The 12,239-nt window shown below is 46.7% G+C and carries 12 protein-coding genes and 3 tRNA genes; 9 read left to right on the top strand and 6 right to left on the bottom strand.

Translation table 11 applies throughout. The features are described from left to right. Positions 1-42: 42 nt before the first annotated feature. Positions 43-726, bottom strand: a complete 684-nt coding sequence (gene lolD, locus ACTHRE_RS01705; protein WP_003683651.1) for a lipoprotein-releasing ABC transporter ATP-binding protein LolD — start codon at positions 724-726, stop codon at positions 43-45. Continuing rightward, entirely contained in the window at positions 719-1,969 is a 1,251-nt protein-coding gene (locus ACTHRE_RS01700) for a lipoprotein-releasing ABC transporter permease subunit (protein WP_004519734.1), read from the bottom strand. Before ACTHRE_RS01700 ends, lolD begins: the two co-directional genes overlap by 8 nt. A gap of 214 nt (positions 1,970-2,183) precedes the next feature. On the opposite strand from ACTHRE_RS01700, the gene ACTHRE_RS01695 reads away from it, so the two are divergent. Next, positions 2,184-2,471, top strand: coding sequence for a hypothetical protein (locus ACTHRE_RS01695; protein WP_003683377.1), 288 nt, complete (start codon positions 2,184-2,186; stop codon positions 2,469-2,471). 62 nt (positions 2,472-2,533) lie between these two features. Here ACTHRE_RS01695 and recR read toward each other — a convergent pair whose 3' ends face one another. From recR to rnr, 4 genes are all read right to left on the bottom strand, one after another. Further along, on the bottom strand, positions 2,534-3,139 hold the full coding sequence (recR, locus tag ACTHRE_RS01690; protein ID WP_377072876.1) for a recombination mediator RecR: 606 nt from the start codon (positions 3,137-3,139) through the stop codon (positions 2,534-2,536). A gap of 82 nt (positions 3,140-3,221) precedes the next feature. After that, positions 3,222-5,075 (bottom strand): SurA N-terminal domain-containing protein, encoded by a 1,854-nt coding sequence (locus ACTHRE_RS01685; RefSeq protein ID WP_440345261.1) that lies wholly within the window; start codon positions 5,073-5,075, stop codon positions 3,222-3,224. 145 nt (positions 5,076-5,220) lie between these two features. Continuing rightward, entirely contained in the window at positions 5,221-5,568 is a 348-nt protein-coding gene (locus tag ACTHRE_RS01680) for an ArsC family reductase (protein WP_107723177.1), read from the bottom strand. An 81-nt stretch (positions 5,569-5,649) separates the two neighbouring features. Next, entirely contained in the window at positions 5,650-8,145 is a 2,496-nt protein-coding gene (gene rnr, locus ACTHRE_RS01675) for a ribonuclease R (protein ID WP_377072880.1), read from the bottom strand. A gap of 79 nt (positions 8,146-8,224) precedes the next feature. On the opposite strand from rnr, the gene ACTHRE_RS01670 reads away from it, so the two are divergent. The 8 genes from ACTHRE_RS01670 (at position 8,225) to ACTHRE_RS01635 (ending at position 12,238) form a co-directional block, all read left to right on the top strand. Further along, positions 8,225-8,311, top strand: a tRNA-Leu gene (locus tag ACTHRE_RS01670). 38 nt (positions 8,312-8,349) lie between these two features. After that, positions 8,350-8,436 (top strand) — tRNA-Leu (locus ACTHRE_RS01665). A gap of 61 nt (positions 8,437-8,497) precedes the next feature. After that, positions 8,498-8,588 (top strand) — tRNA-Ser (locus ACTHRE_RS01660). 172 nt (positions 8,589-8,760) lie between these two features. Then, a complete protein-coding gene (locus ACTHRE_RS01655) occupies positions 8,761-9,972 on the top strand; it encodes a tyrosine-type recombinase/integrase (protein ID WP_107792038.1) in 1,212 nt (403 codons plus the stop codon). A gap of 153 nt (positions 9,973-10,125) precedes the next feature. Continuing rightward, positions 10,126-10,389: a hypothetical protein gene (locus tag ACTHRE_RS01650; protein WP_063075578.1), complete on the top strand. Its 264-nt coding sequence runs from the start codon at positions 10,126-10,128 to the stop codon at positions 10,387-10,389. Then, positions 10,386-11,009 (top strand): phage baseplate assembly protein V, encoded by a 624-nt coding sequence (locus ACTHRE_RS01645; protein WP_063075577.1) that lies wholly within the window; start codon positions 10,386-10,388, stop codon positions 11,007-11,009. The genes ACTHRE_RS01650 and ACTHRE_RS01645 overlap by 4 nt, the downstream gene beginning before the upstream one ends. Then, on the top strand, positions 11,006-11,332 hold the full coding sequence (locus ACTHRE_RS01640; protein WP_063075576.1) for a GPW/gp25 family protein: 327 nt from the start codon (positions 11,006-11,008) through the stop codon (positions 11,330-11,332). The genes ACTHRE_RS01645 and ACTHRE_RS01640 overlap by 4 nt, the downstream gene beginning before the upstream one ends. Positions 11,333-11,341: 9 nt before the next feature. Beyond that, positions 11,342-12,238: a baseplate assembly protein gene (locus ACTHRE_RS01635; RefSeq protein WP_070814017.1), complete on the top strand. Its 897-nt coding sequence runs from the start codon at positions 11,342-11,344 to the stop codon at positions 12,236-12,238. Position 12,239 lies beyond the last annotated feature (1 nt).

The raw sequence follows: 12,239 nt of genomic DNA, 5'->3' as shown, positions 1-12,239 counted from the left end.
TATACCGTTCAAAGCATAAAATATTTGCCTGAAATAATAACCTTATTGCAACACTTGCAGACTGCCATCTTTCATGGTCATTACCCGGTCGAAACGCTCAGCCAGCTCGTCATCATGGGTTACCACAATCAGGCTGGTGTTTAATTCGCGTTTCAAATCCAGCATCATGTCCAGCACATTTTGCGCATTTTTACGGTCAAGGTTCCCCGTCGGCTCATCTGCCAACAGGCATTTCGGCTCATTAACCAAAGCACGGGCAATCGCCGCACGCTGACGCTCACCGCCGGAAAGTTCGCTCGGACGATGCAGCATACGCTTGTCCAAGCCAACCTTTTTCAGCATCTTGACAGCCTTCTCCTCAGCCATCGCCTTGGGCATTTTGCCGATTAAAAGCGGCATCATGACATTTTCCAACGCAGAAAACTCAGGCAATAGATGGTGGAACTGATACACAAAGCCCAAATAACGGTTGCGCAATTCGCCCAACTGTTTTTGGCTCAAACCGCCCAAATCCTGATCCATCAGTATTACCTTGCCTTCAGACGGCATATCCAAGCCACCAAGAAGGTGCAGCAACGTAGATTTACCGCTGCCTGACGAACCGATGATACTCACGCTTTCAGCTTCGGCAACTTCAAAATCTAAATGATTCAACACTTGTACATTCAATGCGCCATCATTATAGCTTTTGCCAACGCCGGTACATTTCAAAATTGTCTTACTCATAACGCAAAGCCTCCGCAGGTTGGGTTTTTGCGGCACGCCAGCTCGGATACAGTGTGGCGATAAATGCCAAACCAAGCGAAATGCAGGCAATAACGGCGACATCCTTCAAGTTCACATCGCTAGGCAGGTAATCGATGAAATAAACTTGAGAGTTAATCAAATGCACGCCAAACAGGTCTTCAAAAAACGCGACAATCTTGCCGACATTCCAACCCAGCAATACACCGCATACCACGCCCACAAGCGTACCAAAGAAACCTGCAAATGCACCTTGCACCAAGAAAATCTTCATGACACCGCCCGGGGATAAACCCAAAGTGCGCAAAATCGCAATATCGGCTTGTTTTTCCGTTACCGCCATTACCAAAGACGAGACAAGGTTAAACGCAGCAACTGCGATAATCAGTGTCAAAATAATGAACATCATGCGTTTTTCCAACTCAACGGCTTCAAAATAGCTGCGGTTGTTAAACGTCCAGTCACGCACCCATACTTCATCTTTTTTAGCATCGGGAATCAACTTGGCAATGAAAGATGGTGCATTCTGAGGATCAGCCAGTCGCAAACGCAGCCCACCGACATTTTCTCCCAGACGATACAAGACTTGCGCATCCTTGATATGCGTCATGGCCAAGGTATTATCGACCTCATAAACACCGGTTTTTACCACACCAACCACATTAAACTGCTTCAAGCGTGGCACCACGCCGGCAGGAGTAACATTACCCTCTGGCGTAATCACTGTAACCTTGCCGCCAATCTCCGTGCCCAATGCCTCAGCAAGCCCTTGACCCAAAATAATATCAAATTCGCCCGGCTTCAAATCGTCAAAACTGCCGGCCGGCATATCCTTGCCGTAATCAACGACATTTTTTTCTTCAGAGGGCAAAATACCGCGTATCTGCACACCGCGCACTTCGCCGGCATTGGCAAGCAAAGCTTGATCGGAAACATAAGGCGCGCTAGCCAACACTTCCTTTTTGCCTTTTACAAATTCGCGCAAACTCTGCCAACCCGGCGCACTGCCGACATCGTAATAGCCGATTTCTGCATGAGGTGCGACGTTCAACAATTGACCGCGTATCTCTTTCTGAAATCCATTCATTACCGATAACACCACAATCAGAGCCGTTACGCCCAAGGCGATACCTACGATTGAAATCATGGTAATAAATGACATAAAGCCGTTGCGTTTTTTCGCACGCAGATAGCGCAGGCCTATCCAAGTTTCTAAAGAAGCCATTCAAAAATGCCTCATTCGTTTGTCAAAAAATACTTATTGTACCGTAAAACCGACAGGTCGTCCGATTGCCCAACTGATGTAGCATTCAGGGATAAAGTGTATGTAAAACCATGTATCTTCCCGTAAATTCCGCCGAAAAACTTGCACAATCTGCCAATCGCCCTTATTCTGAAGCTGTGACACACTTTGTCACCATCAAAAAGGAAATACACTAATGAACAGCAAAAAATTCTTGGCCCTCGTATCTGTAGCTGTAGGTTTGTCATTCAGCTTCAATGCATATGCCGCCAAAGAAATCAAAATCAGTTCAAACAATACCGCTTACTCCGACGCCGATGTTCAAAAACTGGCAGCTACTGCTGTCGGCATGGGCGTAAAAGAACCTGTCAGCCTCAACAGCGGAAACGGTGTTGTTACCGTATCCGGCAGCAGCGCAACCAAATGCGCATTCAAAGTCGGCAACGGCGATACGCCTCAAATTCAAGGCGTCAGCTGCAAATAATCTGATTTAATCAATAAAAAGGCCGTCTGAAAGACTTTCAGACGGCCTTTTTATATTGCCATTTAAGATTGGATATTTCTTCTATCGTAAACAGCCTGCGCCAAAGTACCGGCATCCACATATTCCATCTCGCCGCCCAAAGGGATTCCCCTTGCCAACCGGCTGACTTTATAAGGAAGATTTTTAAACAATTCCGCCAATACATACGCTGTCGCGTCGCCTTCGGCTGTGAAGTTGGTGGCAATAATAATTTCCTCAATATTACTCGCCTGCAAACGGGCAACCAGCTTATCTAATGCCACTGCCGAAATATCCATGCCCTGCGCCGGACTGACTTGCCCCATCAGAACAAAATACAGGCCATCATGACAATTAGCCGCCTCCATACTGGAAACATCCGCCGGCATGTGCACAATCATCAAGCGGCTTTTCTCGCGTTTTTCATCCGCACAAATTTCACACAAATCGCCTTCGCAAAATGTGTTGCACATCCGACAATGCTGCACCTGTTTCAAGGCAAATTGCAAAGCATCCACTAACTCCTGCGCTTCTTCACGTTTGTACTGTAAAAGCTGGTAAGCCATGCGTTGAGCAGATTTCGGGCCGACATTGGGCAATATTTTTAATGCATTAATCAAGCGGACAAAGGCATCAGGATTTTTACTCATGATTTCAGACGGCCTTTTAAAAGATAGCTAAAAATAAGAAAACAGCCGGAATCTATCCGGCTGCCCTACTCTAATATTCTGCTTATTCGGCAGCATTATTAACTTGTTGTGCACCTTGCGTACGATCGATTTTCTTACCCAAATACTGGAGCAAGGCATCGAAAACATTGGCGGAAAGCTGCTGAACCAAAGCCTGTTTGGAAGCCGGAATCTGTGAATCGGCATTTTCAGGAGCAGAAACGCTCTGAACTTCCATAATCACCGGCGCAGGCATACCTTCCAACAATGTATACGCAGGTTTGCCGCCGACAGGACGCGCTTTCAGCAAAGCCGCATAAGCCTCCGGAGACATGGTTTTACGTGCATCTTGCGCGCTCAATTGCGAAACAGGCGACCATTGAACATCAGCAGCTTTACCGGCTTTCAACTCAGCCAAAGTTTCTTGGGCTTTTTTCTCTGCCAGTTTGGCAGCTTCAGAGCGCTGATATGCTGCACGGACAGTGTCTTTGACTTCTGCAAATGGTGCAATTTTCTCTTCACGCACTTCTTTCGCACGAATGACCCAAACGCTATCGTTGTTGATGGCGATCACTTCAGAATTGTGTTTTTTCTTCAGTACATCATCACTAAACGCGGCATTAATCAATGCTTCAGGCAAGCCGGCTTCCTTTGCGCCTGCTTTGGTTACCCATTCATCTAAGTTTTCCACTTTCAAACCTGAATTGGCGGCTGCTTTTGCCAAAGAAGATGGATCATTGAAGGCATCTTCACCCAATTTTTCTTTCGCAGCATTAAAGGCAGAAGCTGCTTTTTTCAGTTTCAAGGCTGCTTCGATACGCGCTTTGGCTTGTTCCAAAGTCGGCTCAGCTTCGACATTCAAAACCTTAATGACGTGATAACCCAAAGACGATTTAACGGTATCGCTGACTTCGCCTTTGCCCAATGCAAATGCCACCTTATCAAATTCAGGTCCAAAGCCGCTGCCGCCGCTTTTGCTCAGGTAGCCCAAGTTGCCGCCTTTGTTGCTGCTGGACAAATCTTTGGAGTACTTGGCTGCCAGCTCGGCAAAAGCATCTGGATGCGCTTTGAGTTCTGCAGCCATTTTGTCCACTTCGGCTTTAATTTCTGCATTGCTTGCTTCATCTCCGTTAGGCATAACCGGGATGAAAATATGCGCAATTTCGGCTCTTGGCGACAAATCTACGCTTTTACTGTCGTAAGCTTCTTGTACTTCTTCCGCACTGACGGTTTGCTTGTCAGCCAAATCCTTGATGTTCAAAGCCACATATTCCAGCTTAACGGCTTGAGGAATTAAGTAATCTTTCTTATGAGCTTCATAATACTTTTGCAAAGCCGCATCATCTACTTTTACTTGCGCCGCAAATGCTTCAGGGCTGAACGTAAATGAACGGATGGTACGGGTGGCTTGGGTCAGGTTAATCAACTGACGCGCTTGCGCATCGCTGACCAACGCACCGTTTTGCACCAAATTCAACAGATTTTGCAACTGGAACTGTTCGCGGATATCTTCAACAAACTGATCCTCGGTCATTTTGCGCTGATCCAAATACTTCTTGAGCAAATCCTGACTGAATTTGCCGGAAGCATCATGGAAATTCGGATCATCCACGATAACTTGCTTGATTTGTTCCTGAGACACAGCAATGCCCATCAGCTTGGCACCCTGCTTCAGGTAAGCTCTTTGCAATAAAGATTGGAATATCGCATCACGCGAAGGCGCATTATTGCCGGCAGCCTGCTCATTTTGTATCGCAATCTGTAAAGCATGCTCGCTGACCTTCTCATCCCCGACTTTGACAATGTAATCAGAACCCGGCGAAGACAAGTTATTGGCACCGAATCCGATAAAGGTCAGACCGATGATACCTAAAACAATCTGGGCGGGTGTTTTATATTTTTCAACAATATGGAACATATTTATCCGAAAGAAAAGTTTGGCGCGGCAGCCTGAAAATGCTGCCGCAAAAATCTTAAAATCCTGAAAACAGGCTCAAAGCGCGTATTGTAACGTATTTTTTCGAGGCTTGCTTTTTCAGACGGCCTAAAAACCTAAAAATGCCTTATCCGAAAATTTCCTGATACGCTTCTACTGAAAATCCGACATGAACCTGTCCTTCTTTGACCAATACAGGCCGCTTGATGATGCTGGGATTTTCCACCATTAAAGCAATCGCACCTTCTTTTGTGGCGGCAGATTCTTGCGCATCTTTATCCAACTTGCGCCAAGTCGTGCCTCTTTTATTGAGCAAAATTTCCAAAGCTACCTGCTCCATCCAGCCATCAATCAATTCGGCAGTCGGGGCGTTTTTCTTAAAATCTACAAACTCAAACTCAATGCCGTTTTCCGCCAACCAACTGCGCGCTTTTTTAACCGTATCGCAATTGGGAATACCGTATAGTTTTATCATCTTATTTATCCTTAGTTTTATTCATAAAATCACAAATTCAGGCCGTCTGAAATTTTTCAGACGGCCTGAATTGAATGCAGCTTATTTCTTAGCAGCTTTCTTCACTTTAATCTTCACGCTTTTGCCTTGAGCATTATTTTTACCCCCTGCTTTGACGGAAGCTGTTTTCGCCTGCACTTTTTTCTTACTTACGGCTTTAGGTTTGCTTGTCTTGGCAGGCTTGGAGGCAGGTTTACTTTTCACCTTGCTCTTCTTTGCCTTCACAGGAGCGGCCAACGCTTCATCAATTTCTTTAGCCGAAAGTTTACGCTTACGCTTTTCGACAGGCTTGTCAGCAGCTGTTGGTTTGCTTACAGGCTTTGCTTTTCTACTGCCGCGTTTCTTACTGACTGAACCGCCGCTGATTAAGGTCAAATCAATCTTACTGGTATCCAAATCGGCTCGCGCGACTTTTACAGTGACCGTATCGCCCATGTTGAAACGGACACCGCTGCGTTCGCCCTCAATCGCCATAATTTCAGGACGGAAGTTGAAATAATCCTCTCCCAAATCGCTGATATGAACCAAGCCATCGATATGAATATCGTCCAAGGTTACAAAAATGCCGAAACTGGTCATGCCCGAAATCTTACCACTGAAGACTTCGCCGACTTTGTCGCGCATATAATAAGTTTTCAGCCAGTTTTCCACATCGCGGCTGGCATCATCGGCTCGGCGCTCGCAGAAAGAGGTATGCACGCCCAAAGCCTGCCAGGTTTTATTGGGTTGGTAAGTTTGTCCGTTCAACACAGCCTTAATGGCACGATGGACCGTCAAATCCGGATAACGGCGGATAGGCGAAGTAAAGTGTGCATATGCGCTATAAGCCAGACCAAAGTGACCATCGCAATGCGGCTCATAAACCGCCTGTTGCATAGAACGCAACATCATCACTTGCAACAGCTCCGCGTCCGGACGGTTTTTAAATTGCTCGGCAAGCGCAGCATAGTCTTTTGGCGTCGGATTATCGCCGCCACCCAAACTCAGCCCCAGCAAACCAAGTTGCTCGCGTAAAGTGGCCAGTTTTTCGGGAGTTGGGCCTAAGTGATTGCGGAATAAAGCCGTATGTTTGTTTTTTAGCAAAAATTCTGCCGCGCAAACATTCGCCGCCAACATACATTCTTCAATCAGCTTGTGCGCATCATTGCGGACAACGGGAACGATCTTATCGATTTTACCGTTGTCGTCGAAAATCATCTGAGTCTCAACGCTCTCAAACTCAACCGCGCCACGCTCAAAACGTTTTTTCTGTAAGATTTTAAATAACTGATACAGAGTATCAATTTGCTGCTTAAACGGATGATCCTGGCCGTCTGAAATCCAATCCCAAACTTGATTGTAAGTCAGTCGCGCATGAGAACGCATTACTGCCGGATAGAAACGGTATTCCTTGATATTACCTGCATAGGTAATCACCATATCGCACACCATACACAGGCGTTCGACATCAGGATTGAGCGAGCAGATACCGTTGGACAACTTCTCCGGCAGCATCGGAATCACGCGGCGTGGGAAATACACGCTGGTACTGCGTTCCTGAGCATCTACATCAATTCCGTCATCAGGACGGACATAATGGCTGACATCGGCAATCGCTACCACCAAACGGTAATTGCGGCCGACTTTTTCAGCAAAAACCGCATCGTCAAAGTCCCGCGCAGTTTCGCCGTCAATGGTTACCAAAGGCAAATCGCGTAAATCCACGCGCCCTTTCAAGTCGGTTTTACGCACATGATCAGGAATTTTCTTCGCGGCTTTGACACATGCTTCGCTGAATTGATGAGGCAAATGGTGCTTGCGTACAGCGATTTCAATTTCCATACCGCTGTCGGCATAATCGCCCAACACTTCAATCAGCTTAGCCACAGCAGGACGATGCGCTTCAGGATACGTCTCAATTTCAGCCACAATCACCTGGCCGGATTGCGGTTTAAAGTGCGCCACGCTTTCAGGTTCCAGTACGATACTTTGGCTCAAACGCTTGTCTTCGGCCTCCAAAATGGCCACGCCGCGATCCATATAAAAACGGCCGACCACTTTAGACTGCGCACGCTCCACTACATCCAAAACCGTACCTTCACGACGGCCTCTGCGGTCGATACCGGCAGGACGAACGGTAACAATATCCCCGTGCATTACACCGCGCATTTGACGCTCATACAAAACGAAATCGCCCTCGCCTGTCGGCGTTAGCGGCACGGCAAAACCAAAGCCGTCTTTATGCGCTTCGACACGGCATTTAACCAATGCCAATTTTTCTGCCGCACATACCGCGCCACGTCGGTTGATCAACACCTGACCATCGCGCGCCATCGCTTTCAGACGGCGTTCGAAGAATTCATATTCATCTTCTGTAATCGACAATTCATGTGCCAAAGCTTCGATTTTTGTCGGCACACCTTTTTGTTCCAATAATTCAATGACCCATTCGCGGCTGGGCAACGGATGAGCGTAACGTTGTTTCTCCCGCTCCAAATACGGGTCTTTTTCTCGTAAATTTAAAGATTTAGTATTTTTGTTCATTTTGATAGTTGACATTCTTTTTTTAAAATATATAATAGCTGCTTCTTCGCAGTTCAGGTAGTCAACTCTACCTTAAATTGAAGAATAAAGCAAAGCCCAGGTGGCGGAATTGGTAGACGCGCTAGCTTCAGGTGCTAGTGTCCTCACGGGCGTGGAAGTTCGAGTCTTCTCCTGGGCACCAAATAATTTGGTGCTTCTTTGCTTAAGAAAATTTAAATTGCCCAGGTGGCGGAATTGGTAGACGCGCTAGCTTCAGGTGCTAGTATCCTCACGGGTGTGGAAGTTCGAGTCTTCTCCTGGGCACCACTGATAAATCAATCAGTCAAGTTTTACATTATTCTGATAACAAGTCAGGATAATAGTCCACAGAGAGGTGGATGAGTGGTTTAAGTCGCACGCCTGGAAAGCGTGTATACGTGAATAGCGTATCGAGGGTTCGAATCCCTTCCTCTCTGCCATTTTCATTTTTATAAGTTTTTCATTACTTCTAAAACCGCATATTAAAGGCTAAGTTATCAACAACTTAGCCTTTTTTGTTATTCATCTGCTTTAAATTCATTTCGGGTATATTTCAATTCTTTTATCTTTTTTGTGGTATTTTATGTGTTATTACCCAAGGAGTAACACTTCATGCCAAAAATTGTAACGCCATTAAGTCTGTCTCAAATTAAAACAGCAAAACCTAAAGAGAAGGTTTACAAGTTACCAGATGGAGGTGGGCTTGCCCTATGGATTTTGCCTTCAGGTTCTAAGTCTTGGAGGCTACAATACCGCCGCCCTGATGGGAAAATGAACACATTGACGCTGGGTTTATTTCCACGTTTCGGACTAGCAGATGCGCGGGCATGGCGAAAGGAGATGTTAGAAAAAATCAGAAATGGAACTGATCCGAAGGCAATTTCTGCGGACGTAGGAGCAGAGTTTCGTTTTGAAAATTGCTTGGTACTTTGGTTTGAAAAATGGAAGAAATCGGGTGGCAAACAAGGGATGGGTAAAAATCCGCGTTATGCAGGGCAAGTACTGTCGGCTTTAGAATTGAATGTACTACCTTTTTTTAAGGGAAAGGATATTCGTTCGATCAAGACGGCAGATATAGTAGCAGTTTTAAGGAAAATGGAAGAACGCGGGGCGCTTGAATATTTACGTCGGGTTAAAGGTGCATTGGGATTGATGTTTGATTATTTTGTAGCAGATGGATCTATCACTATAAATCCAGTCAGTGTTATTGGAAAACAAGTATTCGATAGGCCACCTGAACGTCATTTCGATACACTGCGCTTTGATGAGCTACCACTCTTAGTGGAGAAGTTAGAAACATCGAAGGGAATTGGGGAACGAGCGCGGCTATTAATTTATTGGCAACTTTTGAGTATGACGCGGCCGTCGGAAGCAGCAGGGACTCGTCTGGATGAAATTAACTTAAAGGCAGGAACTTGGGAAATTCCAATTGAAAGGATGAAAACAAGGCCGCATGTTGTCCCATTAAGTTCCGCTTTGACGCGAATCTATTTTGAGGCATTAAGATTAAATGTGAATGGAGTATTCTTATTTGAAGGTTCAGGGTTTACCAAGCCATTGTCGTCCGAGACAGTCAGATTAAAGCTTCGTACTAAAATGGGGCTGGATACGACGGCACACGGTTTGCGGAGTCTAGCACGGACTTATTTGAGGGAGGTTTATAAGGTTCGCAGAGATGTGGGTGAATTACTGCTTTCGCATGGCATTACGGATAAGACAGAACGCGCTTATGACCGATCAGAGCTTTTAGAGGAGCGACGAGAAATGCTGGAAAACCTTGGTCGAGATGTGATGGCATTACGGGAAAAGTATCGGATAAAATAGTTTTGAGGTCGTCTGAAAAGTTTTCAGACGACCTTTTTCTATATCCAAAACTTAAAAAACCCACCTAAAACCCCATCTGCTTGCCCACATATTCACTCTTTGCCAAAATCAAATCGTCATCTGAAGTGATATGTTCCTTGTGATTGTTGAGTAATGACAGCCGGAAAGACGGCATCCCAAAAAGCCGCCGTTGCCACTCCACAACGGCGGCTTTCCAAAAACAGCAAAACCAAGACCATGTTCAAAGAACCCTGCCAAGTCATAGCAATCCACAGCCGCCCCTTATTTTTTTGCGGCTTATGGTTCATTACCGTCAGACTAAAAAATGAATACGGCTGGAAATTCGACCGCAAAGCCATGTTTGAAAGCAAAAAAGCAGCTGAAAGCCTAAAAATCGGAGACTACATCATCCCATGACCAGTCGCAACATTGAAAACCTCATAAAAATCGGCACAGTTTCCCAAACCGACCCTGTTGCCAACAGAATCCGCGCACAACACGGCGGTCTCATTACAGACTGGTTGCCATACTTTGTTCCTGCAGCGGGTGGCGTATCAATTTGGCGTTTACCTTCCATCGGCGAAGGTTGCATCATACTTTCTCCCAGCGGAGAACCCGAAAACGGAATTATTATTTGCGGCTTCTCAACCTCCCAACATCCTGCCCCATCCCAAAACCCAGACGAAACCATCATCCTCATGCCTGACGGAGCAGAGTTTAAATACAACCACGCAAAAAGCCATCTGCAAATCAAAGGCATCAAAACTGCCGATATTACCGTCAAAGAAAAAGCCACCGTACACACCAAACACCTGACTATCGACAGTCCCGAGACAGACATCAAAGGCAAACTAAACGTTGTCGGACTGCTTACATATCAGGGCGGCATGGCAGGAAGTGGTGGCGAAGGTGGAGCGGCAGCAGTTATCAAAGGCACAATACGCCAAGAAGAAGGCAGCATCATCAGTAACGGGGTCAACCTAACCACCCACACCCACCAGGGCGACAGCGGCGGCACAACAGGACAGCCTAGATGACCAACGACCAAACAGGACGCAACATCGGCTTAAAAGAACACATTGCCCAATCCATAAAGAACATACTCTTCACTCGCATCGGTAGCCGCCTCATGCGAGAAGACTACGGTAGCCTTCTGCCAGAGCTGATAGACATGCCGATGACCCAGACCGTTATAGCACTCTGCCATCAGGCTGCCGTCACTGCCATAGCGGCATGGGAACCGCGCATTACCGTCCGCAGCATACACTTTGACCCTACCGCCGCCGCCAACGGACAACTAGCCATTACCATAGTCACAACCCTGACCGACGGCACAGAACAAACATTCCAAATACAATAACGCAGAAACATGGCAGAAATTGACCTAACCCGCCTACCAGCCCCCAAAGTCATCGAAGAACTCGACTTTGAGACCATATTTGAGCGCAAAAAAGCGAACCTCATCGCCCTCGTCCCGGCTGGCATACGTCCAACCATTGCAGCCACCTTGAAACTCGAATCAGAGCCACTGACCATCGACCTTCAACAACAGGCATATCAAGAAATCATCCTGCGTCAACGCATAAACCAAGCAGCTGCAGCAACACTTTTAGCCTTCGCGCAAGGAAGTGATCTTGACCACCTTGCCGCAGCCAAAGGCATAGAGCGGAAAACCATCATCTCTGCCGATCCAACCACCAATCCCCCTACAGAAGCCGTTTACGAAACCGACGATGACCTCCGCCGGCGCGTCCAGTTATATCCAGAGAAACTCGCAGCGGCAGGGCCTCGTGCAGCATACGAAGCCCATGCCCTTGATGCCGCCCCCGATATTACCGATGCCCGCGCCGTCAGAGTGTCTCCAGGAACAGTCGCTGTTTATATCCAAACATCCAGCAACCAAGGCATACCTAGTGGCCGTACCCTTGAAACCGTCAATGCCTATCTTAGCGACGAAAGCCGCCGCCCACTCTGCGATACCGTAACCGTCCACGCCGGCACCCCGAAAGAAATACGCATATCCGCCCGTATTACCTATGAAGACGGCCCAGACAAAGAAATCGTCAAAGCCCGCCAGCTTCAAGACCTCAATCAAATGCTAGAGCAGCATAAAAGACTCGGCGCACAAATTGCCTTGTCAAAAATCATTGGCGCACTTGATACAGATGGCGTCAAAAAAGTAGAGCTGACAGAGCCAAGACAAGACATCCTGTGTACAGACGGCGAATTTATAAAAATTACAGAAACCATTCTGACAGAAGCCTAAG

Source organism: Neisseria sp. P0001.S007 (assembly GCF_051963655.1).
Classification (GTDB): Bacteria; Pseudomonadota; Gammaproteobacteria; order Burkholderiales; family Neisseriaceae; genus Neisseria; species Neisseria subflava_A.
The sequence above is the reverse complement of the archived record's forward strand: the minus strand, read 5'-3'. Positions and strand labels throughout refer to the sequence as shown.